Source organism: Bradyrhizobium sp. Ken01, from assembly GCF_055807355.1.
In genome coordinates this window covers 42,442-64,966 of record NZ_JBVVPC010000030.1, presented here as the reverse complement: position 1 = coordinate 64,966, position 22,525 = coordinate 42,442, and the positions used below count along the sequence as shown (strand labels likewise).

The following is a 22,525-nucleotide window of genomic DNA, read 5'->3' as shown; positions in this document are numbered from 1 at the left end:
TGGCGGCTGACGGCTGACCTTCGGGTCGCCGGCTGGCGTGAACCGGGTTCGCCGCCGCAATTGACGGTTGCAAAAACGATTGCCCGCGGCAATGCTGGCGGCCGATGCCCGCCAAGCCTGACCACGACAAGAGCAAGCCCGAAGAGGCGCCGCACTATCTCGGCCATCGCGAGCGGCTGCGCGAGCGCTTCTACAGCGCGGGTGCGGACGCGCTCAGCGACTACGAGCTGCTGGAGATGGCGCTGTTTCCGGCACTGCCCCGACGCGACACCAAGCCGCTGGCGAAGACGCTGATCAAGATTTTTGGCTCATTTGCCGAGGTCGTGCACGCGCCGGTGGCGCGCCTGCGCGAAGTGGACGGCATCGGCGAATCCGCGATCCACCAGCTCAAGCTGCTCGCGGCGGCGTCGCATCGCGTCGCCAAGGGCGGGGTCAACAGCCGCAACGCGCTGTCGTCCTGGAACGAGGTGATCGACTATTGCCGCACCAGCATGGCGTTCGCCGACAAGGAGCAGTTTCGGCTGCTGTTCCTCGACAAGCGCAACCAGCTCATCGCCGACGAGGTGCAGCAGACCGGCACCGTCGATCACACCCCGGTCTATCCGCGCGAGGTGATCAAGCGCGCGCTGGAATTGTCCGCGACCGCGCTGATCCTGGTGCACAACCATCCCTCAGGCGATCCCTCGCCGTCACAGGCCGACATCCAGATGACCAAGGCGATCATCGACATCGCAAAGCCGCTCGGCATCGCCGTGCACGACCACATCATCGTCGGCAAGAGCGGCCATGCGAGTTTGCGCGGGATGCGGTTGATCTAGTAGCAATATCTCGGATCGACCGGGACGTAGGAGCCGTCCCGGCGCTGCATGTAGCAGCCGCGCTGATAGGCGTAATAGCCGGAGCGGCGGCGCTCGCCTTCCGAGGCGATCGCGGCGCCCGTGCCGGCACCGACGACGGCGCCGATCGCGGCGCCGCGGCCTCCGCCGATGGCGCCACCCACGATCGCTCCACCGACGCCGCCGAGGATGGCACCGCCAATTGCGTCTTGCGCCGCTGCCTCATGAGGCATCGCCATCACAACTGCCAGACATGCCGCGACAGCGAAACTTCCAATGCGAAGACCTCGAAGCATGCTCGCCCTCCCCTGTGGTCAGACGACTCATAGCGCCGCAGCCGGATTCGGACCAGACAAATCACCATGCCGGGGCCCGGCACGTCTCGCGATGGCGCCGGAGGCTCGGCTCGAAGGCGGCTCAGGCCATGCCGCGCGCGCAGCGCGGGCCGGCCGCGTCATATCATGCATCGACCCAACGCTGCACGGCCTCGGCGGTGTCGGCCGGCGTGGTGTTGAAGCAGATCGCGGCGTCGGGTGCCAGGCGGTGGACGAGGTTGAGCACCTTCTCGAACAGCAGCAGGCGCTCCCTAGGCTCGCGCAGGCCCGCGCCGATCACGATGCAGTCGAAATTCTCCTCGCGCAACGCCGCCGTGACGGCGGCTTCCGCCGCGGCATCGAGATCAATCAGGCAACTCGTGACCTCGTAACCGAGATCGCGCAGGCGCAGCAGTTGCGCATCGATATAGTTGCGCACGAGCTCCGGCGTGAGCTGCGGGAATGCGCTGTAGTCCGCATTGCCGGGTTCGATGCCGATCGCGAGGACGCGCGTGGTCATGCAGGGCTCCTTGGCCAGACTGCCTCGCGTCGCTAACGGGGCAGCGGTCCTGCCGGTTCCCTCGCCGGCGGCCGCCCTGATCACGGTCCTGCCGCTCATTTTCCCGGCGAGGTTGTAACCCACTTCACACGCGGCGCCGCGGCGGCCTGCCAGACTTGCGGGAGATCACGCTGGCCTCGCGCCCTGATCACGGCACTGGTCCATTTCGACTGACGCGCAGTTGCGAAAATTCATTCATTGCGGGAGCGGAAAATGATTTCATTCGAGAGTCTGAAAAGCGAATACGAGGGCAATTGGTCCAATCTCGAGATCCGGCCTTCACGCCTGTCCGACGCGAACGCGGTCGCGCGCAAGGCCATCAACGGCAAGGCGACCTATCAGCAGATCGAACGGCTGACCGGCGTCCCCTGGTATTTCGCTGCCCTCTGCCACTACCGCGAGTCCAATTTCGATTTCGACACCTACCTCGGCAACGGCGAAACGCTTCATCGCGCCACGACCATCGTTCCGAAAGGGCGCGGCCCGTTTGCCACGTTCGTGGACGGCGCCGTGGACGCCTTCAGAATCGAGAATTTCATCGGTGCTCACGACTGGGGGATCGCGCGGATTCTGTTCCGGCTCGAAGCGTTCAACGGCTTCGGCTATCACGCCAAGGGCTGCAATTCGCCCTATCTCTATGGCGGTTCGACGCTGTATGGCCCGCCCGAGGCAAGGGCCGGCAAATTCGTCCGCGATCACGTGTTCGATTCGAACCACGTCGATTCGCAGCTCGGCACCGCGGTGATCCTGCATGCCATGATGTCGCTGGATTCCTCGATCACCCTCGACGACAGCCTGCAATTCGCGAGCCGCGCGGAGCCGGAAGACGACGCGGCGTCGACGATCGTTCTCATGCAGCAGGCGCTCAACAAGCTTGGCGCCAATCCGCCGCTCGCCGAGGACGGCATCAGCGGACCGAAGACCAGGGCCGCGGTCTCGCAGTTTCAGCAGCAGAACGGCCTGAGAGATACCGGACTTCTCGACGGCGCCACGGTCGCCGCCCTCACGCGCGCGACGCAGTCGGGTCCCACAGGAGCGACCGGCGATGTGTCCCGGATCATGAAGCGGCTGGAGGACCTCGCGCAATTGCTGCGGCCGCCGGTCGGCGGTGTGACGCCGCCAACGACGACACCGGCAACGACGACATCGGGCAATACGCTGCCCGCCACCACGGATCCGATCAGCCTGCTCGAACGGCTCTTTTCCCTCGTCAACAAGACAGCCCCCATGCCAGGACCCCTCACCCCGACCAGTTCCGCCCCCGTCGACCAGTTGAAGCAGGTCGTCGACCTGCTCGGCACCTTGCTCAACCGGGACGGCAAGCCCGTCCTCGGCCAGGTCAATGGCGCGCTCGGCGACACCATCGGCAAGATGCTCGACGGCAAGAAGACCGCGCTCGGCATCGGCGGCTCGCTGATCACGGCGCTGCTCTCGTCAGTGACCGCGAGCCCCAACGCAGGCGGCCTTGCCGGGTTGCTCGGGACGCTCGTCTCGGCGGTGCCGGGCCTCGGCCAGTTCGCAATGCCGATCTCGCTGGCGCTCACGGCATGGGGCGTGCTCGGCAAGATGGAGAAGTGGGCCCAAGGCACCGCGCCGCCGCCCAAGCCGACGACCTAGGCTGCGGCCATCCTTCGAGACGCCCGCCTATGGCGGGCCCTCAGGATGAGGTCGCGTTTCGCGGCGCCTACTGCCGCAGCATGATCAGGGGATCAGCGGTATCAGGGACGCGGCGCCATTGCGCGTTGTCGTCGGCCTCGAACTGCCAGGCCTCGCCGGCCTTCGACAGCAGGATGATCTGGCCGCGCTCGAGCCGCCATTGCGTCGGGTTGAACTGCGCGATGGCCGCGTCGCATTTCGGCTTGAGGAAGACCTGGAAATTGTCCGGTCCGGCTTCCGTGTTGGTCAGCGTCAGCCCGCAGACCGGCTGGCCGTTGCCGCGCACGATCGACCAGTCGCCGATCATCTGGTCCATCGACTTCGCCATCGAGCGGGCGGCGGCGAGGTCTTGCAGGATGTAGACGCCCTCGCCCTGCCGCAGGCCCTCGAAGATGCCGGCCTCGACCTCGGTGAAGTCGATCACGGCTTCACCGCTCGAATCCTGCAAGCGGACGATGTCGAGACCCCTGACGCTCCAGGCGACGATGTCCTTGGTGAAGGGCAGCGCGGCCTTGCAGGCCGGCTCCAGCTCGAGCTTGAAGCCTTGAGCGGCAGTGTCGGCCTTGAGCGTGACGACGCAGGTCTTGCTGCGCTCGGTGGTCGAGAGCTCCCACTGCCCGGGCATCTCCTTCTTCAGGGTCGTCGTATCCTGCGCCTGCGCAATGCCGATCGCGGCCAAGGAGGCCGCGACGGCGAATGCAACGACCCGAAGAACTCTCATCAGCGCCCCTTGAAAGGCGTTTCCGCAACCGGCGTCAACGGCGCCTTGCCGGCGAACCAGGACTTGAGATTGTCGACCACGAGCTGATCCATCGCGTTGCGCGTCACCACCGAGGCCGAGCCGATATGCGGCAGCAGCACGACGTTCTGCATGGCCTTGAGCTCGTCCGGCACGTTCGGCTCGGCCGCGAACACGTCGAGGCCGGCCGCGAGGATGGTGCCCGACTTGAGCGCCTGGACCAGCGCCGGTTCGTCGATCACCGAGCCGCGCGCGACGTTGACCAGCACACCGCGCGGGCCGAGCGCCTTCAGCACCTCGGCGTTGATCATCTTGTTGGTCGAGGCGCCACCGGGCACGATCACCATCAGCGTGTCCACCGCCTTCGCCATCTCGATCAGGTCGGGGTAGTGCTTGTAGGAGACGTCCTTGGACGGATTGCGGGTGTGATAGACTACCGGCACCAGCGAGGCATCGAGCCGGCGCGCGATCGCCTGTCCGATCCTGCCCATGCCGACGATCCCGACCTTGCGATCGCGCAGCGAGCCGACGCTGAGCGGATAGTTCTGGGTCTGCCAGAGACCGGAGCGCACATAACGATCGGCCTTGATGAACTCACGCACCGTGGAGATCAGAAGGCCCATTGCGACGTCGGCGACCTCCTCGGTCAGCACGTCTGGCGTGTTGGTGACGATGATGTTGTGCTCGGCGGCGTATTTGGCGTCGACGTGGTCGTAGCCGACGCCGAAGCTCGCCACCATCTCGATCTTGGGCAATTGCGACAGCGAATCCCTGTCGGCGCGCACGGTGTGATAGGTCACCGCCACGCCGCGGATCTTTTCGCGGATTGCCGGCGTCAGCCGCTCGAGATCGCCCCGCGTCTCGGCCTTGTGCACGACGAAATGATCGGAAAACCCGTTCTCGAGGATCGGCCGGACCGGCCCATAAATCAGAAGGTCGATCTTTTCGGACGAAATCGAATCGGTGGTCATCAGTTGTCCTTTCCAAGCGCGCTCTCGTGCCAGCGCCGTAAAACGAGGTGGGAAACTAGCGCCAGCACCCCATAGATGACAATCCCGGCCAGCGACAACAGCAGCAGCGCTGCGAACATGCGGGGTATGTTCAAGCGGTAGCCGGATTCCGCGATCCTGTAGGCGAGCCCGGAGCCGGCGCCGGCCGTTCCCGCCGCGATCTCGGCCACGACCGCGCCGATCAGCGACAGGCCGCCGGCAATGCGGAGGCCGCCGAGAATATAAGGCAGCGCCGCCGGCAGCTTGAGAAAGCGCAGGGTCTGCTGCGGCGAGGCGCCATAGAGCTGGAACAGGCCAGCGAGGTTGCGGTCGACCGAATTGAGTCCGAGCGTGGTGTTCGACAGCACCGGGAAAAAGGCGACGATGAAGGCGCAGACCACGACCGCGGTCTGCTGCTCCAGATAGATCAGCAGCAGCGGCGCGATCGCGATGACCGGCGTGACCTGAAGCACCACGGCATAGGGGAATAGCGATGCTTCCACCCATTTGGACTGATTGAACAGCAACGCCAGCGCGATGCCGCCGATGCTGGCCGCGACAAAACCTTCAAGCGTGGTCAGCAGGGTCGCGGCGAGCGACTGTGACAGCACCGCCCAATCCTTGATCAGTGTCACGAATATGACGGAGGGCGCCGGCAGCACGTAAGGCGGGATGTCCTTGATGCGGACCACGAGCTCCCAGGCGAGCAGGCCCGCCGCGAACACGATGACGGGCAGCACGAAGCGCACCGCGCGTTGCGCGCCGGACGGCTTCGCAGTGACGGAAGCTTGCGCGTTCATAGCGTCGACTGCCCTGCATAGGACGGCGCCAGCGCCGCCGACACTTTCCGGCAATAATCGGAATAGGCGACTGAAGTGCGAAACTCCTGGCCGCGCGGCTCGACCGTCTCGATGCGGAAGTCGGCCTGGATGCGACCCGGCCGCGCCGTCATGACCACCACGCGCTGCGACAGATAGACGGATTCGAACACCGAATGCGTGACGAAGATGACGGTCTTGCCGAGCCTGCGCCACAGCGCGAGCAAATCGTCGTTGAGGCGGAAGCGCGTGATTTCGTCGAGCGCCGCGAACGGCTCATCCATCAGGAGGATGTCAGGGTCGGTGACGAGCGCGCGCGCCAGCGACACCCGCATCTTCATGCCGCCGGAGAGCTCGCGGGGGAAAGCCTCGGCGAAATCGCCAAGCCCCACGCTGGCCAACGCCTCGTCGGCACGCGCGCGCGCTTCCGCCTTCGGAACGCCTGCGAGCTTCAGCGGCAGTCGCACGTTTTCGCGCACGCTGGTCCAGGGCATCAGGGTCGGCTCCTGAAACACGAAGCCGATGCCGTGACCTGGCTGAACAAGACCTGGCTGCGCCTTATTCTCCCGACGCGCCAGCCTCACGATTCCGGATGACGGCGCGCTGAGCTCCGCGATCAGCCGCAGCGCGGTGGATTTGCCGCAACCTGACGGGCCCAGCAACGAAACGAACTCGCCCTTGCGCACCGCAAGATCGAGCGGGCCGAGCGCCAGCACGCCGTTGTCATAGGTCTTCGTCACGCCGCGCAGGCTGACAGCCAGGGCCGTCAGGCCGGCCTCGGCCCCCGCCGACGTTTGGATTGATGACATCGGCCTTGCGCTACGGCTTGCTCGGGCGCAGCTCGGCGCCGACGCCCTTGTTGACGAAGCGCAGCGTATAGGATTTGCGGAAATCGAGGTCCGCCTTCACGACGCCCGCCTTCACCATCTTGTTGAAGAAGGAGGTGTAGCGCTCATCGCTCATCGCGCCGATACCGTTCTTCAGCGAATCGCCGGAATCGACGATGCCGTATTCCTTCATCTTGGCGACGGAATAGGCGAGCAGCTCGTCGGTCATCTCCGGATTGAGCTTCTTGATCATGGCGTTGCCCGCAGAATTGTCGCGGTAGATGTAATTGTACCAGCCGACCATGGAGGCATCGACAAAGCGCTGCACCAGGTCAGGCTTCTTCTCGACCACGTCGCGGCGGCTCTCGATCAGGGTCGAATAGGTGTTGAAGCCGTAATCGGCAAGCAGCAACACGTTGGGCTTGAAGCCGGCGGCCTTCTCGACCGCGAAGGGCTCGGAGGTGACGTAACCCTGCATCGCACTCTTGGGATTGGCGATGAAGGGCTGCGGATTGAAATTATAGGGGCGAACGTTCTTCTCGCTGAAACCGTATTCGGATTTCAGCCACTGGAAATAGCTGGTCATGCCCTCCTTGGAGACGAACAGCGTCAGCGGCTTGAGGTCCTCGATCTTGGTGACCTTGGCATCGGGCTGCGTCAGCATCACCTGCGGATCCTTCTGGAACACCGCGGCGATCGTGACGACCGGGACGTTATTGGCGACCGCGTCGAACGACATCAGCGTGTTCGCTGCCATGAAGAAATCGATCTTGCCGGCGATCAACAGCATCCGGTTGTTCTCGTTGGGCCCGCCGGGGACGATGGTGACGTCCAGCCCATATTTCTTGTAGGTGCCGTCTGCGACCGCCTGGAAAAAGCCGCCATGCTCGGCCTCGGCGACCCAATTGGTGCCGAACATGACCTTGTCCAGGGTCTCGGCGCGCGCCGGAACGACCGAGACGAAAGCGGCCATCAGGCCCGCCGTTAAGGCTCGCCGCAGATAAGAGGGGCTCATGATGGGACTCCGTCGATCGCTGCTGGCCGATGTCCAAGCAACGCGATAAAACCGCAAGACATTCAGGGACGCGAGCCGGCCTGGCCCGCGTCCCCTGATAACCCAAAATACGTGACAAATTCGGGCAAAGAAACCTTGATGACGCCTTCCCGCGACTGGACCGAGATCCGCTGGGCCGACGCCAGCCCCGCCGAGGTTTCGCGCTGGATCGCGGTGCTGCCGCTGGCGGCGACCGAGCAGCACGGCCCGCATCTGCCGCTGGAGACCGACGCGCTGATCGCGGACGCCTATCTCGCGCGGGTGCGCGAGCTGCTGCCCGAGAGCGCTCCGGCCACTTTCCTGCCCGTTGAACCGATCGGGATTTCCACCGAGCATATCGACTATCCGGGCACGCAGACGCTGCCGACTGAAGTCGCGTTGAAAAAATGGACCGCGATTGGCGAAGAGGTCGCGCGGCGCGGATTGAAGAAGCTCGTCATCATCACCAGCCATGGCGGCAACAGCGCGGCCATGATGCTGATCGCGCAAGATCTTCGCGCGCATCAGAAGCTGTTCGTGGTGACCACGTCGTGGTCGCGGCTGTCGGGCGCGGACCAGCTGTTCCCGGCCGACGAAGTACGGCACGGCATCCACGGCGGTGCAGTCGAGACCTCAATCATGCTGGCCCGCTATCCCGATCAGGTGCGCGTTGATGCGATCGCGGATTTTCCCGCGAGCAGCATCGCGATGGAGCAGCAATATCGCTGGCTGTCGACGCAGCGACCCGCACCGTTCGCCTGGCAGGCGCAGGATCTCAACCCAAGTGGCGCTATCGGCAATGCGACGCTGGCCGTCGCCGCGAAAGGCGAGCGGCTGATCGACCAGGGCGCCCGCGCTTTTTGCGAGCTGCTTGCCGAGGTTGATAACTTCGACGTGAAGAGGCTCGCCAAAGGCCCTCTCGGCTAGCGCCTATCCTCCTGGAAACATTCGGGAAAGAGCCAGACTCGAGCTCCGGTTTTGCCGGTTTCGAACCGGACGCGCGGAGCCTCCGTCCAACTCGGTACGCGGGCCACAACGGACCGCCTCAACCCGGATGGAGTTTCACATGTCGATCAAGACCAAGATTTTCGCAGTTGCCCTCACCGCGCTCACCCTGACTGGCAGCGTCGTCGCCACCACCTCGCAGGCGCAAGCCAAGCCGCTCGGCTGGGGCGTCGGCGTCGGCCTGGGCATCGCCACCGCCGCCGTCGTCGGCTCCGCGATCGCCGCCAGCAACGACCCCTATTACAACGGCTATCACCGCTGCGGCTGGACCGCCCAGTACAACGCCTTCGGCCAGTACGTCGGCCGCGTTCGCACCTGCTTCTGATTTGAGGCCCTGAGGCCGATCTCACGTGGATCTGCGTCCGACACGGGCGCCTCATCCACCCCGTGTCGTGCCCCCGACCCCGCCCGGATGTCCCCCCGGGCGGGGTCAACCGTTTTAGCGCCAGGACCGCTCTGCTACGGCTTGGCCCAGACTGCCCTTCCGATTGCACGTTTGGCGTGTCAGACTGTAAATGGGTAGCTGGAGGGCGAGCGTGAATTGGCGGGTCTTGGTTGGATCGATCCTGATTGCGATCCTGACATCGACGCAAGCATCTTCCGAGACGGCGCCGCAGGCGCATGGAGTGCCTCCGGGCGACAGCCGGCCCGCCGTGGACGTCGAACTCGTCATCGCGGTCGATATTTCCTACTCGATGGAAATGGAAGACCTGGCAGCTCAACGCGACGGCTTTTCCAAAGCCATCGTCTCGCGGGAATTTCTTCAGGCGTTGCGGGGCGGCCCGATTGGCAAGATCGCGCTGAGCTATTTCGAATGGTCAGCCACGAACGACCAGAAGATAGTCGTCCCCTGGCGACAGATCGACGGACCGGAAGCGGCCAACGCTTTCGCAGACGAACTGATGAAGGCACCAATCCTCCGCGGGTCGCGCACGTCGATTTCGAGCGCGATCAAGTTCGCCATGCCGCTGTTCGAGCAGAACCCATACCGTGGCTCGCGCCAGATCATCGACATTTCGGGCGACGGTCCCAACAACGTGGGCGATCCAGTCGCCACAGCGCGCGACGCAGCGTTGCAGCAGGGCATCGTCATCACCGGCCTGCCGGTCTTGATCAATGCGACGCCGAACGGAACGACCGATATCAGCCATATCGAGCACATCGACTGGTACTACGAGGATTGCGTCATCGGCGGACCAGGCTCTTTTGTCGTGCCGATCACCGATCGCGAGAATTTCAACGAGGCGATCCGGACCAAGCTGGCGCTCGAGGTCGCAGGCCTCACTCCGAGGCGATCGACTGCCCCGTCTGTCGACAAGGAGCCGCGGGTTCTCTGCACGATCGGCGAGAAGCTTTGGCAGCAGCGGTGGAATACGATCGTTCCGGCAAGCAAGGATACGAGCAGTCCGCCCATCAAGGATGCCTCCTCGGTCGACAAGCAAGTGAGCAAGGATGACGCGATGCTCAGCAAGAAGATCAAGGGCATCTGCCGCGGCTGCTAGCTGCCTGATCGTTAGCCGACCGTCGACCTTTCCGGCTTCTCGCATTTGCCCTGTCCTGGATAGGTCTCCAACAAGGAGCCAGCCCCCCTGCCAGGCTCAGATTTCCCCGCCCCATCAAACGATGTTGCAGCCGCGTCACACAGCCGTGGGAACCCTCCTCTGCGGCAATCCGCATCAGTTGCTATTGCGAATTAATCGCAATAAGGTTCGCAACGGGCTCAGGGGCTTGGGAAGAAGTCGCGCCGAATCGAGATCATCTGGTCCGATCGCGGAGCGCCTAAGCCTGATGACAGGGTCGCCGCGAATCGGCAGGGATAGTGCGGCGAGTGGATACATTCGCGTTGGGGGCGTGCGTTTTGACGTTGAGGGGTCACCGTTACAGGTATTTGCGGACGGCCGCGGCGATTGCCACGGGCGTCTTGGCTTTGCCCGCCACCAGCCGCGCGGCCGATCTGCCGCTGAAGGCACCTGCGCTGAAGGCCGTCTATGACTGGACCGGCCTCTACATCGGTGCGCACGCCGGCTACAGCCTCGGCTCGTCGCGCTTCGCGCTGAACGACGGCACCGGGATCAACGACAGCGGCGTCTTCAGCGGCATGATCGGCGGCGTGCAGGCCGGCTACAATTACCGGCTCAATTCCGGTTGGCTCCTCGGCGTCGAAGGCGATTTTTCGTTTCCGAACTACATCACCTCCAACTCGATCGTTTCTTTCCTGGCGACACCCGCCAACACCGTCACGCAGCAATGGGACTACACCGCCAGCCTGCGCGGCCGCGTCGGCTACACCAGTGGCCCATGGCTGGTCTATGCCACCGGCGGCTTTGCTTGGATGGGTGAGCGCTATTTCGACACGCCGGCCGGAGGGGAAGCAGTCCCGAAAACCCTGAACACGCGGCCCGGCTGGATCGCGGGTGGCGGCATCGAATACGGTTTCGCACCGCATTGGAGCGCACGGGTCGAATATCTCTACAGCCGCTTCGACGGCGCCAATGTCGCCTTCTCCACCGGCGCTCAGTACAATTCGTCATCGCTCGACTTCCAGTCGGTCCGGCTCGGCCTCAACCGCAAGGTCGATTGGCCGGGCATGCCGAGCTACAACCCGAAGAGCTCGCTGATCGACACGGAATCGGACCGCTGGGAGATCCACGGACAGAGCACGTATCTGCCGCAAGGCTATCCGTCGTTCCCCGCCCTCTACACCGGCCCGAATTCGCTCTCGCCATCAAGGCAGGCCAAGGCGACCTGGAGCAACAGCCTGTTCCTGAACGCAAAGCTGTGGGACGGAGGTGAGGTCTATTACAATCCCGAACTGCTGCAGGGATTTGGACTGAACGACACCGTCGGTGCCGCCGGCTTCCCGAATGGCGAAGCGCAGAAGTCGAACTTTCCCTATCCGCATTACAACACCTCGCGCCTGTTCGTGCGTCAGACGTTCGGCTTTGGCGGCGAGCAGGAAGAGCTCGCGAGCGGCCAGTTGCAGCTCGGGCAGAAGGTGGATGTTTCCAGGCTCACGGTGCAGGCCGGCAAATTCCCGGTGATCGACGTGTTCGATGGCAACGCCTACGCCAAGGACACCCGCAAGGACTTCATGAACTGGTCCCTGTGGGCGCCAGGCGCCTTCGACTATTCCGCCGACAAGGTTGGCCTCACCTACGGCGTCACCGCCGAGCTGAACCAGAAGCAGTGGGCGTTGCGCGGCGGCTACTTCCTGATGGTCGCCGAGTCCAATTCGAATCATTTCGACACCAGGGTCGGCGAGCGCGGCCAGTACGTGCTCGAGCTCGAAACGCGCTTCTCGCTGCTCGGCCAGCCCGGCAAGCTCAGGACCATAGGCTGGCTCGACAGCGCCAATATGGGCAGCTTCCGCGAGACGCTGGACAATCCCGCGCTCAACCTCGACATTGCGCAGACCCGGCGCGGCCGTCTGAAGTATGGCTACGTGCTCAACCTCGAGCAGGCGATCACCGAGGATGTCGGGCTGTTCGGGCGTTGGAGCTGGAATGACGGCAAGACCGAGACGCTGGCCTTCACCGACATTCACCGCAGCCTGTCCGGTGGTCTTTCGATCAAGGGCACGAAATGGGGCCGGCCCGATGACGTGGTCGGCGTCGGTGGCGCCATCAATGCCATCTCGCAGGATTATCGCGACTTCCTGGCCGCCGGCGGCCTCGGTGTTCTCATCGGCGATGGCGCGCTCAACTATCGCCGCGAGCGGATCCTCGAAACCTATTACGCCTACGCGCTGAACAAGAGTCTCACCCTCACCGCCGACTACCAGCTGATCGTCAACCCTGCCTACAACGCTGATCGCGGCCCGGTGTCGGTATTCTCGGGACGGCTGCACGGCGAGTTCTGAGCGCGGCTCAGAACAGCAGCGCGACGCCCGAGACCAACAGCAGCGCGAGCACGATCTTGCGGAACGTGGCCTCATCGATGCGGCCGAACAGTTTCAGCCCGAGCCACGTTCCCGCGAAGAGAAACGGCAGGCCGAGCGCGAACAGCTTTGCGGTCTCGAACGTCAGCGCTCTCTTGGCACCCAGGAAGAGTGCCGCCGTGGCGAACACGACGACTGCGACGGGCTGGAACGTGGCGCGCTGGACCTCCCTGGGCAGGCCGCGCAGATTGCACCAGATGGTGACGATGATGCCGGCAAGGCCAGTCAGCCCGCCGAGCAGGCCGTTGACGAAACCAATGGTCATGTCGGCGGACGGCGCCACGATGGTCGCGACCTTGAGTTTTGGCCTGAAGAACGCATAGAGGCTGTAGACGATCAGGATCGCTCCAACTGCGATGCGGACGCTCTTGGGATCGGCCGAAGTCAGGAGTGACACGCCGACCGGCACGCCCACGACGGCACCGATCATGAAGGGCCACAGTCGGCGCCAGTCGAGCGCGCTGCGCAGCTTCCAGACCGAGTAGCCCTGCACCAGGAGGCCGAAGCCGACGATCAGGCTGGCGCTCTGAAGCGGCGTCAGCACGTAAAGCCACAGCGACGCCGCGACGAGGCCGAAGGCAAAGCCGGAGAGGCCGGCGACGAACGCGCCGGCGAAGGTGGCCAACAGGAAAAGCGGTAGTTCGATCGTGATCCCGTCCATTGCTCGCTCCAAACATCAGCGAGCAGCGCTTGCGTGGGATCACCATTTCACGGGGAGGCTGCGACATCCCCGGCGGTGCAAGCCTAGGTGAAGCCGCTTCCCTCCACAATAACCTTGTTATGCAGCCCGGATCGCGTCCAGGAATTTCCCGACCTCGACCTTGAGGCGGCTGCTCTCGCCGGACAGCGACTTCGCCGACGCGAGCACGGTGGAGGAGGCCGATCCGGTCTGGCTCGCGCCGCGCTGCACGTCGACGATGCTGGCGGAGACCTGCTGGGTGCCGCGGGCCGCCTGCTGCACGTTGCGGGAAATCTCCCGCGTCGCCGCGCCCTGCTCCTCGACCGCGGAGGCGATCGCCGATGCGATCTCGGACATCCGGGTGATGGTGTCGCTGATCGACTTGATGGCGCCGACGGAATCCTCCGTCGCGCTCTGGATTCCCGTGATCTGCTGGCTGATCTCGCCGGTGGCCTTGGCGGTCTGCTCGGCCAGCGCCTTGACCTCGGACGCGACCACGGCAAAGCCGCGCCCGGCCTCGCCGGCGCGCGCCGCCTCGATCGTGGCATTGAGCGCCAGAAGATTGGTCTGGCCCGCGATCTGACTGATGAGCTCGACCACGTCGCCGATCCGGCCCGCAGCCTTGGCGAGCTCGCCGACATAGTCGTTGGTACGCGCTGCCTGCTGCACCGCTTCGCTGGCCACCCGCGCGGAGTCCTGAACCTGCCGGCCGATCTCGTCGACCGAAGACGCCATTTCCTCCGCGGCCGCGGCAACGGTCTGCACGTTGGTGGAGGCCTGCTCGGAGGCGGCCGCCACCGTCGCGGTGACCTTTTCCGATTGATCGGCGGTGCTCGTCAGCGTTCCCGCCGACACTTCCAGCTCCGACGATGCCGACGACACCGTGTTGATGACGTCGCCGATCAACGCTTCGAAATCGCGCGCGATCTGGTCCATGCGCTGGCTGCGCCGGAGTTTTGCCTCGGCTTCGACCGCGGCGGCCTCGTCGGCGGCCTTCTTGGCGGAGAGCGAGTCCTTGAAGTGCTGGAGCGAGCCCGCCACCTGGCTGATCTCGTCGTTGCGGCCGGTCACGGGAATCTCGACCTCGTGCTGTCCGGCGGCAAGCGTTGCGATCACGTCCGCGAGCCGGCTCAGCGGCGTCACAACGCGCCGGCGCAGCATCATGGTCACGCCACCGAGTGTCCCCAGCAGCGCCAGCACCGCCACGCCCGCGAGCGCGAGCATCGCCAGCGCGCCGTCGCGCGCGGCCGAGGCGCGCTCGGCCGCTTCGGCCAGGGCGGCATCGCGCACCCCGTAGAACATCTGGATGGCGGGTACGATGACGTTGGCCAGCTCTTCGGCATTGATGCCGTACTTGCCGTCAGCTCGTGCCGCAGGCATCTCCTTGTCCACGACGAGCGCTGCCTTCCCGAAATAAGAATCCGTCGCCGCCTTGAGCGCGGTGGCGATGCGGGGCGGACTTCCGAGCTGGTCGATACCGGCCTCGATGCGTTCGCGGTCGGCCTCGACGCGTCCCTGCATCCGATCCATCAGCGAGAATTCGGTCGCCGTGAGCGGTCGGCGCGCGCTCAGCGCCGGCGACAGCGAGGCGGCGCGACTGCCGGCCGAGACGCGCAGATCCTGCGCCGTTCGCGCCAGGCCCAACAGCGCCGCAAGCGAAGAATCGGCATTGATAACCTTCGCTTCGAGCCGGTTCATGATCGGCTCGATATTGCCGATGACCTCGGCAACGCCCGGCAGGAAGCCCTTGATCGCAGCGCTGTCGCGTGTCGCCAGCGGAACGCTCATCGCGCGATCTGCCGCCGTGGTGATATCCTTGAGCCGCCGCGCGGTACGGTCCAGGTTTTCGATCATCGCTCCGGAATCATCCAGCACCATGATGGCGCGCCTTGCCCCCTCGAATGCGGCATCGGCCGCCTTCGCAGCCTTCGCGGCGGCTTCGATCTGGACCTGCGTCGCAGCGTTCTCCTGGAAAATCGGGGAGATGTAGGGGGCACGAAGGCTGGCAATGTGCTGACTGACCGTCAGGGTCGCACCAAAGGCGTCGACCGTCTTGATCGCGTCGGAGCGGTTCGCGAAGATACGCGCCTGGGGTATCAGCACCTCGGCGCCAAGGACGACTGCAAACACCGTCACCGTCAGCATCGACAGCGCAAAGAGCTTCCCGATCCGCATCTGATCCCCCGAATACATTCCTGCAAATGCCGAAAACTTAGCCGGTTGCCGCTAAGAGCCCGTTAAGCAACGGCATGCCCGTAGTTCCGCGGGGTATTGGGCTTCGAGTGCCTTCCGGACGGTGTCGCCGAAGTTCCCTGGCGATGCCGGATGCGACAGAATCGTCGGCATTTCTCCCCCGAATACCTATATCAAGGCCGGTGCCGCCATCCGCGCCACACTCCCTTACCTCGGAACATCAATGCTCTCCGCCGAACTCGCCATCGTCGTCGTCCTGATCGTCATCAACGGCTTGCTGTCCATGTCCGAGCTGGCCGTGGTCTCGTCACGCCCGGCCCGGCTGTCGATGCTCGCCGCCAAGGGGGTCCGCGGCGCCGAGCGGGCACTGACGCTCGCGGCCGATCCGGGCAAATTCCTCTCGACGGTGCAGATCGGGATCACGCTGGTCGGCGTCCTCTCCGGCGCGTTCTCGGGCGCGACGCTCGGACAGCGGCTGACGCAATGGCTGCTCGAGCTCGGCCTGTCCGCAGGGATTGCCGACATCGTCGGAGTGGGCCTGGTCGTCACGCTCATCACCTACGCCACCCTGATCGTCGGCGAACTGGTGCCCAAGCAGGTGGCGCTGCGCGATCCCGAGAGCATCGCGGTCAGGGTTGCACCCGCGATGCACGTGCTTGCGAAGGTCTCGCTGCCGCTGGTCTTCCTGCTCGATCTCTCCGGCAAGTTGATCCTCACCCTGCTCGGCCATGGCGGCAAATCTGAAGAGAAGGTCTCGGAAGACGAAATCCATCATCTCGTCAGCGAAGCCGAAAGCGCGGGCGTGCTCGAGTCGGGTGAAAAGGAAATGATCGCGGGCGTGATGCGGCTCGGCGACCGGCCGGTCGGCGCGATCATGACGCCGCGCACGGAGGTCAACGAGATCGACCTGAACGATACGCCGGAGAGCATTCAAGCGACCATCGCCAAGAGTCCGCATTCGCGCTTTCCCGTCTCCGACGGCGACCGCGACAAGCCGATCGGCGTGCTCCAGGCCAAGGACCTGCTGGTCGCCTTCATGAACGAGCGCACGCCGGATTTGCGCGTGCTGGTTCGCGAGGCGCCCGGCATTCCGGCGTCTGCCGATGCCCGCGACGTGCTGGCGATCCTGAAGGCTGCGCCGGTGCATGTCGGCCTCGTCTACGACGAATACGGCGCCTTCGAAGGCATCGTGACGACGGCTGACATTCTGGAATCCATCGTCGGCGCCTTCCATTCCGAGGAAGGCCCGCCGGAACCGGCCTACGTCAAGCGCGCGGACGATTCGCTGCTGGTCTCGGGCTGGATGCCGGTCGACGAATTCGGCGAGCTGCTCGGCATCGAACTGCCGCCGCACCGCTACAACACAGTCGCCGGCCTCGTGCTGCAACAATTCAACGTGCTGCCTGATGTCGGCGACGCCTTCGACTTCGGCGACTGGCACATCGAGGTGGTCGATCTCGACGGACGGAGGATCGACAAGATACTCGCGAGCCGGCGGAGCGAAGTAGAGACGGGGTGAGCCACTCTCGTCGTCCCGGACAAGCGCAGCGAAGCGGAGCGCAGATCCGGGACCCATAGCCACAGGATTGAGTTTGGCGAACGCGGTAGTTGCTCGGTACTGCTGTCTGCGCATGATCGACAGATCACGCGGTATGGGTCCCGGATCTGCGCTGGCGCTTGTCCGGGACGACGGCGGAGTTTGTGGTTAGAGCTTGCGCCAAACTCTAGACCCTCACCCGAACCTCACCCCGATCCGCTTTTCCTTGCGCCAGATCACGATGCAGGCGAGATGTGTTCCGTCGGCCTGGACGAACAGGCTGAAATGGTCGGGGATGCCGACGGGACTGCTGACGTCGAGCGCGGCGCCGGTATCGGACAGGTTGCGGACCGTGCAGTCGATCGCGCCGCCGCCGCCGAACTCGATCGTTCCGGCCTTCAGCACGCGATGCCTTGCCTTGTCGCGCCGCTCGTCCATCGGAACAATCTACACCCAAAGTTGAACCAAACGTTAAACGCAGCCCTCGTCGCGATGCCTTTTGCGCGTGGGGGCCTGCGGCCTTGCAAGTGCACCGGCGCCTACAGCGGCTGGAACGTCTCCGTCCGCGCCATCCGCCAGGCATCGCGGAAGCGCGGGTCTTCGGTGCCTTCGAGCAGTTCGCCCGGGCGCAGCGACGGATAAAGCTGCGCGAAGGATCTCACGTCCGTCGTCGAGGTGCGCTGGGAGAAATGGATCGGGCGCAGCTGCTGCGGATGTTCGAGACCGGCCGCGGCGATCAGCTCGGTCAGCGAATGCAGCGTCGCAAGGTGATAATTGTGAACACGGTCGATCTTGAGCGGCACATAGAGCGCGCGCGCCCGCGTCGGGTCCTGGGTCGCGACGCCGGTCGGGCAGCGGTCGGTGTGGCAGCTCAGCGACTGGATGCAGCCCAGCGAGAACATGAAGCCGCGCGCAGAATTGCAGTAGTCCGCGCCGATCGACATGGCGCGCGCCATGTCGAAGGCGGTGGCGATCTTGCCGGAAGCGCCGATCTTGATGCGGTCGCGTGCGTTGATACCGATCAGCGCGTTGTGGACGAAGTTGACGCCTTCGCGCATCGGCATGCCGAGATGGTCCATGAACTCCAGTGGCGCGGCGCCGGTGCCGCCCTCGTTGCCGTCGACGACGATGAAGTCGGGATAGATGCCGGTCTCTATCATCGCCTTGCAGATTGCCAAGAATTCCCAGGGATGGCCGATGCACAGTTTGAAGCCGGTCGGCTTGCCGCCGGAGAGCTTTCGCATCTCGCCGATGAACTGCATCATGCCAACAGGCGTCGAGAAGGCGCGATGCGAGGCCGGCGAGATGCAATCCTCGCCCATGGCGACCCCGCGGATCTTGGAAATCTCCTCCGAGACTTTCGCCGCCGGCAGCACGCCGCCATGACCGGGCTTGGCGCCCTGGCTGATCTTGAGCTCGACCATCTTGATCTGGTCCTGGCGCGCGACGCGCGCGAAGGCTTCGGGATCGAAGGTGCCGTCGAGATGACGGCAGCCGAAATAGCCCGAACCGATCTCCCAGATGATGTCGCCACCCATCTCCGCGTGATAGGGGCTGAAGCCGCCCTCGCCGGTGTCGTGCGCGAAGCCGCCCTTCTTGGCGCCGGCATTCAGCGCGCGCACGGCGTTCGGGCTGAGCGCGCCAAAACTCATCGCGGAGATGTTGAACACCGAAGCCGAATACGGCTTGGCGCAATCCGGCCCGCCAATGGTGACGCGGAATTTCTCCTCGGCATGCGTCTTCGGCGAGACCGAGTGATGCATCCACTCATAACCCTGGCGGTAGACGTCCTCCTGGGTGCCGAACGGACGCTTGTCGAGCTGCATCTTGGCGCGCTGATAGACCACCGCACGGATGTCGCGCGAGAACGGCATGCCGTCCTTCTCGCTCTCGAAGAAGTACTGCCGCATCTCCGGCCGTATCTCTTCGAGCAAGAAACGGATATGCGCCGAGATCGGGTAGTTGCGCAGAACGGCATGGCCTTTCTGCATGAGGTCGCGAACGCCAAGAGCCGTCAGCGCGCCGAAGATCAGGATCGGGATCAGCAGGATGTCGAAAATCTTGCGGTCGGCGATGCCGATGCCGATCAGCAGCGCGGTGACCACCGCGCAGATCGTCAGGACGATGAACCGTGGGGAGAATGGCAGCAGCAGGGTCTCCATGATCCCCTCTTCCGCCAGCGGCAGCCGTTTGGGCGATAAGTTGGGGGATTCCTGCGTCTTATTCTCGTCGGCCACGATTCCCATCCTCTCGCCAGCATGAGGCGGTACGATACGCCCGCGCCTGTCATACGGATATGACGTGGCGGTTGTTTCACGCTAGCGAATTCGGCGGGGACAAATCAATCAGCCCGATGGGCGGGCTTTTGCGGTGCAGCAGAGGCTGGTGGGGAGGCCCGGGGCACTAACCGGTCAAAACGCTTTACCCACAGCCGTCGTCCTGGCGAAAGCGATGACCCCTAAGCGTGGCGGATTCGAAGACTGACAACGACCAGCCTTCGCCAAACTTCATTCGGCGGGTATGGGTCCTGGCTTTTGCCAGGACGACACGAGAGGGCCTACCGCTCGACGAACGCCTTTTCGATCACGAAATGGCCGGGCTTGTTGCCGGAGCCCTCGACGAAGTCGCGGCCCTCGAACATCAGTTTCAGCTCTTCGAGCATCGCCGGGCTGCCGCACATCATGATGCGGTCGGTCGCGATGTCGAGTGGACCCTGGCCGATGTCGTTGAAGATCTGCTCGGAGCTGATGAGGTCGGTGATGCGGCCGCGGTTCTTGAACGGCTCGCGGGTCACGGTCGGGTAGTAGATGAGCTTGTCCGCGAGCAACTCGCCGAACAGTTCGTCCTCGCGAAGACCGGCGACGAGCTTCTCGCCATAGGCGAGCTCGGAGACCTGACGGCAGCCATGCACCAGCACGATGCTGTCGAACTGGTCGTAAACCTCGGGGTCCTTGATCAGGCTGGCGAAGGGCGCCAGGCCCGTGCCGGTCGAGAGCAGCATCAGTCGCTTGCCGGGAATGAGATTGTCGGTGATCAGCGTGCCGGTCGCCTTGCGGCCGACCAGGATGGTGTCGCCTTCCTTGATCTTCTGCAAACGCGACGTCAGCGGGCCGTCCTGAACCTTGATCGAGAAGAACTCGAGCTCTTCCTCGTGGTTGGCGCTCGCCATGCTGTAGGCGCGGAGCAGCGGGCGGCCCTCAACCTCGAGGCCGATCATCGCGAACTGGCCGTTCTGGAAGCGGAAGCCGGAATCGCGGGTGGCGCGAAAGCTGAACAGGGTGTCGGTCCAGTGCTGGACGGAAAGAACCTTCTCTCGGTAAAACGCGCTCATGATTTTCGATATTCCGAATAATTGCGGTTTTAGGGCAAAAGCGTTGCCCGGCCCCTGAAAGGCGGAGCGGACACCATTGCCATGGCGGAGGATTTCGCGAGTGTGATCTACGCCATTGAGACCAATAATCAACCTCGTTCCGGATGCAATTGATGCCGGTCAAACCGGCATTTGCGGCGGAAATGGTCACATCATTAATGGATCTGCTGTCCGGCGCATGCGGCGGGCAATTTCTTTTCCGTCCGGGGCTCGAATACAGCACTTAATTTCCGTGGTGCTCGCGAGAATTTCATTAAGAATAGCTCTGATTTCCTCGGGTTTGGCGCTGTTTCCCGCATTTGTGCGGCTTTTGGCGCCAAAAGCGACTGGTAACGGCGACCGGAACTGGCGACTGAGACACATGGCGAGCGGCGAACGAATCTTCGTGCAGGCGATCAAGCGCTATTGCGCAACTCATGGCATCGCGCTCGATGTCCGCGCCGATGGCTGGCTGCTCGCGATGCGCCGGGGCGAGCAGCGCCGCTTCGCGTTCGGCTACGACATCGGCCTCAACAGCGCCATCGCGCACCGCCTGGCCAACGACAAATCGGCCACCGCCGAGGTGCTGGCGCTCGAGGGCGTGCCCTGCATTCCCCATCGCCTGTTCCTCAATCCGAAGTTGGGCGAGAAGGTTGTCGGCGTCGCCTGGCGAGAGGCAATGCTGGCGCTGCTTCACGACAATCCGCAAGGCGTGGTGGTGAAGCCGAACGAGGGGACGTCGGGACGATCGGTCTTCAACGTCACGACGGAAACGGAGCTCGATCACGCGGTTGGCGAGGCCTTTTCGATGAGCGCCGGTCTCGTGATCTCGCCCTATGTCGTGATCGAGGACGAAGTACGCGTGGTCCTGCTCGATGATGTGCCGCTCGTCGTCTACAGCAAGCAGCGTGGCTCGGATTGGCGGCACAATCTCGATGCGGGCGCAAAGCCCGTGCTGATGCGGGACGGCGATCTACGCGCAGCCTGCGCAAAGCTCGCCATCGACGCCGCCAATGCCATCGGCATCACCTTCGCCTCCATCGATCTCGTGCACGTCGACGGTGTCTGGCGTGTGCTCGAGATCAATTCCGGCGTGATGATGGAGACGCTGGCGAAGTTGCATCCGGAGCTGGTGCAGACGACGTACGATGCGGCGCTGGATCGGGTGTTTGGGGGAGAACACTGAGCGACACGCGCTGGCGGGTTCAACCAACCGCCAGCCGATACGCAGCCTTGGCATTCACGCCAAACGCCTTCTCCCGCACCTGCAGCCCGAGCTTCATCAGGCACGCTTCCAGCGCGCCCTTGATCTCACCATAGCTCCCCGCGAGCAAACATACCGGCCAGTCCGAGCCGAAGATCAGGCGATCTTCGCCAAAGCATGTCGCGGCGTGCGCGACGAACGGAAACAGGCGCTCCGCATTCCAGTCGTTCCACACCGCTTCCGTCGCCAGCCCCGAGACCTTGCACCAGACATTGCCGCAGGCCGCGAGTGCCGCGATTCCATTGGACCATTCGTTGCTTCCGCCATCGGCGATCGGCGGCTTGGCTGCGTGGTCGAGCACGAAGCGCGCCTGCGGGAACGCTTGTGCGGTTGCGATCGCGGCCGGCAGCTCGCGGGTGCGGACCAGGAAATCGTAGGCGAGATCGTGCGCGAACACGGCCGTGAGGCCGCGCTGAACGTCCTCGCGCAACAACCAATCCGGGTCGGCCTCGTCATGGACCTGGTGGCGGATGCCGACCAGCTTGTCGCCGCCGGGCGAAGCACGCAGCCGGTCCAGCGTCTCGCCAAGTTCAGCATCGGTCAGATCGGCCCAGCCGATGACGCCGATCACCGATTGCGTCGCATGCGCGGTCGCCAAGAATTCCTCGGTCTCCGCCAGGGCGGAGCGGCACTGCACCAGGATGCTCGCGTCGATGCCATTCGCGCTCAAAAGCGGCTCGAGATCGGCCGGACCGAAGGCACGCCGGATCGGCGTGAGCTCGGGCGCGTCCATCCAGGGATAGTCGGCGCGCGCGGGATCCCAGAAATGCTGGTGGCCGTCGACGATCAT

General features: G+C 64.3%; 21 protein-coding genes. 8 read left to right on the top strand and 13 right to left on the bottom strand.

From position 1 onward, the window contains the following. Nucleotides 1-104 precede the first annotated feature (104 nt). Nucleotides 105-818, top strand: coding sequence for a RadC family protein (gene radC, locus AC0L3S_RS25895; RefSeq protein WP_473265083.1), 714 nt, complete (start codon nucleotides 105-107; stop codon nucleotides 816-818). Here the strand turns inward: radC and AC0L3S_RS25890 are convergent. Next, nucleotides 815-1,132 (bottom strand): glycine zipper domain-containing protein, encoded by a 318-nt coding sequence (locus AC0L3S_RS25890; protein ID WP_473265082.1) that lies wholly within the window; start codon nucleotides 1,130-1,132, stop codon nucleotides 815-817. The two genes, radC and AC0L3S_RS25890, sit on opposite strands and share 4 nt — an antisense overlap. A 163-nt stretch (nucleotides 1,133-1,295) precedes the next feature. Then, nucleotides 1,296-1,670 carry a hypothetical protein gene (locus tag AC0L3S_RS25885; RefSeq protein WP_204513176.1) on the bottom strand — a complete coding sequence of 125 codons (375 nt, stop codon included), beginning with the start codon at nucleotides 1,668-1,670 and terminating at the stop codon, nucleotides 1,296-1,298. A gap of 252 nt (nucleotides 1,671-1,922) precedes the next feature. Between AC0L3S_RS25885 and AC0L3S_RS25880 the strand changes: the two genes are divergently transcribed. Continuing rightward, nucleotides 1,923-3,326: a peptidoglycan-binding protein gene (locus tag AC0L3S_RS25880; RefSeq protein ID WP_473282121.1), complete on the top strand. Its 1,404-nt coding sequence runs from the start codon at nucleotides 1,923-1,925 to the stop codon at nucleotides 3,324-3,326. A 67-nt stretch (nucleotides 3,327-3,393) separates the two neighbouring features. Here AC0L3S_RS25880 and AC0L3S_RS25875 read toward each other — a convergent pair whose 3' ends face one another. Genes AC0L3S_RS25875 through AC0L3S_RS25855 form a run of 5 tightly spaced genes read right to left on the bottom strand, consistent with a single transcriptional unit; the run spans nucleotide 3,394 to nucleotide 7,753 of the window. After that, the gene (locus AC0L3S_RS25875; protein ID WP_473282119.1) at nucleotides 3,394-4,086 is read right to left on the bottom strand and encodes an AprI/Inh family metalloprotease inhibitor; all 693 of its coding nucleotides are present in this window, start codon (nucleotides 4,084-4,086) and stop codon (nucleotides 3,394-3,396) included. After that, nucleotides 4,086-5,075 carry a 2-hydroxyacid dehydrogenase gene (locus AC0L3S_RS25870; protein ID WP_473282117.1) on the bottom strand — a complete coding sequence of 330 codons (990 nt, stop codon included), beginning with the start codon at nucleotides 5,073-5,075 and terminating at the stop codon, nucleotides 4,086-4,088. The genes AC0L3S_RS25875 and AC0L3S_RS25870 overlap by 1 nt, the downstream gene beginning before the upstream one ends. Then, on the bottom strand, nucleotides 5,075-5,893 hold the full coding sequence (locus AC0L3S_RS25865) for an ABC transporter permease (protein ID WP_473265078.1): 819 nt from the start codon (nucleotides 5,891-5,893) through the stop codon (nucleotides 5,075-5,077). The genes AC0L3S_RS25870 and AC0L3S_RS25865 overlap by 1 nt, the downstream gene beginning before the upstream one ends. Next, nucleotides 5,890-6,720: an ABC transporter ATP-binding protein gene (locus tag AC0L3S_RS25860; RefSeq protein ID WP_473282115.1), complete on the bottom strand. Its 831-nt coding sequence runs from the start codon at nucleotides 6,718-6,720 to the stop codon at nucleotides 5,890-5,892. Before AC0L3S_RS25860 ends, AC0L3S_RS25865 begins: the two co-directional genes overlap by 4 nt. A gap of 10 nt (nucleotides 6,721-6,730) precedes the next feature. Beyond that, nucleotides 6,731-7,753, bottom strand: a complete 1,023-nt coding sequence (locus AC0L3S_RS25855) for an ABC transporter substrate-binding protein (protein ID WP_473282113.1) — start codon at nucleotides 7,751-7,753, stop codon at nucleotides 6,731-6,733. A gap of 138 nt (nucleotides 7,754-7,891) precedes the next feature. Between AC0L3S_RS25855 and AC0L3S_RS25850 the strand changes: the two genes are divergently transcribed. From AC0L3S_RS25850 to AC0L3S_RS25835, 4 genes are all read left to right on the top strand, one after another. Further along, nucleotides 7,892-8,698 (top strand): creatininase family protein, encoded by an 807-nt coding sequence (locus tag AC0L3S_RS25850; RefSeq protein ID WP_473282111.1) that lies wholly within the window; start codon nucleotides 7,892-7,894, stop codon nucleotides 8,696-8,698. Between the two features lie 139 nt (nucleotides 8,699-8,837). Beyond that, nucleotides 8,838-9,101: a hypothetical protein gene (locus AC0L3S_RS25845; protein WP_473282109.1), complete on the top strand. Its 264-nt coding sequence runs from the start codon at nucleotides 8,838-8,840 to the stop codon at nucleotides 9,099-9,101. 211 nt (nucleotides 9,102-9,312) lie between these two features. Next, entirely contained in the window at nucleotides 9,313-10,278 is a 966-nt protein-coding gene (locus AC0L3S_RS25840; protein WP_473282107.1) for a DUF1194 domain-containing protein, read from the top strand. 386 nt (nucleotides 10,279-10,664) lie between these two features. Further along, complete coding sequence (locus tag AC0L3S_RS25835; protein WP_473282166.1) at nucleotides 10,665-12,635, top strand: carbohydrate porin; 1,971 nt, start codon at nucleotides 10,665-10,667, stop codon at nucleotides 12,633-12,635. A gap of 7 nt (nucleotides 12,636-12,642) precedes the next feature. Here the strand turns inward: AC0L3S_RS25835 and AC0L3S_RS25830 are convergent, their stop codons facing one another. Then, on the bottom strand, nucleotides 12,643-13,374 hold the full coding sequence (locus AC0L3S_RS25830; protein WP_473282105.1) for a sulfite exporter TauE/SafE family protein: 732 nt from the start codon (nucleotides 13,372-13,374) through the stop codon (nucleotides 12,643-12,645). Between the two features lie 117 nt (nucleotides 13,375-13,491). Then, a complete protein-coding gene (locus AC0L3S_RS25825) occupies nucleotides 13,492-15,567 on the bottom strand; it encodes a methyl-accepting chemotaxis protein (protein ID WP_473282103.1) in 2,076 nt (691 codons plus the stop codon). 241 nt (nucleotides 15,568-15,808) lie between these two features. Here AC0L3S_RS25825 and AC0L3S_RS25820 point away from each other — a divergent pair, with 241 nt between their 5' ends. After that, a complete protein-coding gene (locus tag AC0L3S_RS25820; RefSeq protein ID WP_007604938.1) occupies nucleotides 15,809-17,104 on the top strand; it encodes a hemolysin family protein in 1,296 nt (431 codons plus the stop codon). A 213-nt stretch (nucleotides 17,105-17,317) separates the two neighbouring features. On the opposite strand, the gene AC0L3S_RS25815 is transcribed toward AC0L3S_RS25820, so the two are convergent. The 3 genes from AC0L3S_RS25815 to AC0L3S_RS25805 all read right to left on the bottom strand — a co-directional run bounded on the left by AC0L3S_RS25815 (nucleotide 17,318) and on the right by AC0L3S_RS25805 (nucleotide 20,453). Beyond that, a complete protein-coding gene (locus AC0L3S_RS25815) occupies nucleotides 17,318-17,560 on the bottom strand; it encodes a PilZ domain-containing protein (RefSeq protein WP_473265070.1) in 243 nt (80 codons plus the stop codon). A gap of 101 nt (nucleotides 17,561-17,661) precedes the next feature. Continuing rightward, nucleotides 17,662-19,284, bottom strand: coding sequence for an FMN-binding glutamate synthase family protein (locus tag AC0L3S_RS25810; protein ID WP_473282164.1), 1,623 nt, complete (start codon nucleotides 19,282-19,284; stop codon nucleotides 17,662-17,664). A gap of 395 nt (nucleotides 19,285-19,679) precedes the next feature. Continuing rightward, nucleotides 19,680-20,453, bottom strand: a complete 774-nt coding sequence (locus tag AC0L3S_RS25805) for a ferredoxin--NADP reductase (RefSeq protein ID WP_007597827.1) — start codon at nucleotides 20,451-20,453, stop codon at nucleotides 19,680-19,682. 400 nt (nucleotides 20,454-20,853) lie between these two features. On the opposite strand from AC0L3S_RS25805, the gene AC0L3S_RS25800 reads away from it, so the two are divergent. After that, nucleotides 20,854-21,657, top strand: a complete 804-nt coding sequence (locus tag AC0L3S_RS25800; protein ID WP_473282101.1) for an ATP-grasp domain-containing protein — start codon at nucleotides 20,854-20,856, stop codon at nucleotides 21,655-21,657. A 19-nt stretch (nucleotides 21,658-21,676) separates the two neighbouring features. Here the strand turns inward: AC0L3S_RS25800 and AC0L3S_RS25795 are convergent, their stop codons facing one another. Continuing rightward, nucleotides 21,677-22,525 (bottom strand): amidohydrolase family protein, encoded by an 849-nt coding sequence (locus AC0L3S_RS25795; protein ID WP_473282099.1) that lies wholly within the window; start codon nucleotides 22,523-22,525, stop codon nucleotides 21,677-21,679.

Bases quoted from the DNA above. Each gene is read 5' to 3' on its own strand.
- AC0L3S_RS25855 (WP_473282113.1), bottom strand. From the start codon at position 7,753: ATGAGCCCCTCTTATCTGCGGCGAGCCTTAACGGCGGGCCTGATGGCC.
- AC0L3S_RS25870 (WP_473282117.1), bottom strand. From the start codon at position 5,075: ATGACCACCGATTCGATTTCGTCCGAAAAGATCGACCTTCTGATTTAT.
- AC0L3S_RS25800 (WP_473282101.1), top strand. From the start codon at position 20,854: ATGGCGAGCGGCGAACGAATCTTCGTGCAGGCGATCAAGCGCTATTGC.
- AC0L3S_RS25805 (WP_007597827.1), bottom strand. From the start codon at position 20,453: ATGAGCGCGTTTTACCGAGAGAAGGTTCTTTCCGTCCAGCACTGGACC.
- AC0L3S_RS25810 (WP_473282164.1), bottom strand. From the start codon at position 19,284: ATGGAGACCCTGCTGCTGCCATTCTCCCCACGGTTCATCGTCCTGACG.
- AC0L3S_RS25860 (WP_473282115.1), bottom strand. From the start codon at position 6,720: ATGTCATCAATCCAAACGTCGGCGGGGGCCGAGGCCGGCCTGACGGCC.
- AC0L3S_RS25830 (WP_473282105.1), bottom strand. From the start codon at position 13,374: ATGGACGGGATCACGATCGAACTACCGCTTTTCCTGTTGGCCACCTTC.
- AC0L3S_RS25865 (WP_473265078.1), bottom strand. From the start codon at position 5,893: ATGAACGCGCAAGCTTCCGTCACTGCGAAGCCGTCCGGCGCGCAACGC.
- AC0L3S_RS25795 (WP_473282099.1), bottom strand. From the start codon at position 22,525: ATGATCGTCGACGGCCACCAGCATTTCTGGGATCCCGCGCGCGCCGAC.
- AC0L3S_RS25850 (WP_473282111.1), top strand. From the start codon at position 7,892: ATGACGCCTTCCCGCGACTGGACCGAGATCCGCTGGGCCGACGCCAGC.
- AC0L3S_RS25825 (WP_473282103.1), bottom strand. From the start codon at position 15,567: ATGCGGATCGGGAAGCTCTTTGCGCTGTCGATGCTGACGGTGACGGTG.
- AC0L3S_RS25875 (WP_473282119.1), bottom strand. From the start codon at position 4,086: ATGAGAGTTCTTCGGGTCGTTGCATTCGCCGTCGCGGCCTCCTTGGCC.
- AC0L3S_RS25845 (WP_473282109.1), top strand. From the start codon at position 8,838: ATGTCGATCAAGACCAAGATTTTCGCAGTTGCCCTCACCGCGCTCACC.
- AC0L3S_RS25885 (WP_204513176.1), bottom strand. From the start codon at position 1,670: ATGACCACGCGCGTCCTCGCGATCGGCATCGAACCCGGCAATGCGGAC.
- radC (WP_473265083.1), top strand. From the start codon at position 105: ATGCCCGCCAAGCCTGACCACGACAAGAGCAAGCCCGAAGAGGCGCCG.
- AC0L3S_RS25820 (WP_007604938.1), top strand. From the start codon at position 15,809: ATGCTCTCCGCCGAACTCGCCATCGTCGTCGTCCTGATCGTCATCAAC.
- AC0L3S_RS25880 (WP_473282121.1), top strand. From the start codon at position 1,923: ATGATTTCATTCGAGAGTCTGAAAAGCGAATACGAGGGCAATTGGTCC.
- AC0L3S_RS25890 (WP_473265082.1), bottom strand. From the start codon at position 1,132: ATGCTTCGAGGTCTTCGCATTGGAAGTTTCGCTGTCGCGGCATGTCTG.
- AC0L3S_RS25815 (WP_473265070.1), bottom strand. From the start codon at position 17,560: ATGGACGAGCGGCGCGACAAGGCAAGGCATCGCGTGCTGAAGGCCGGA.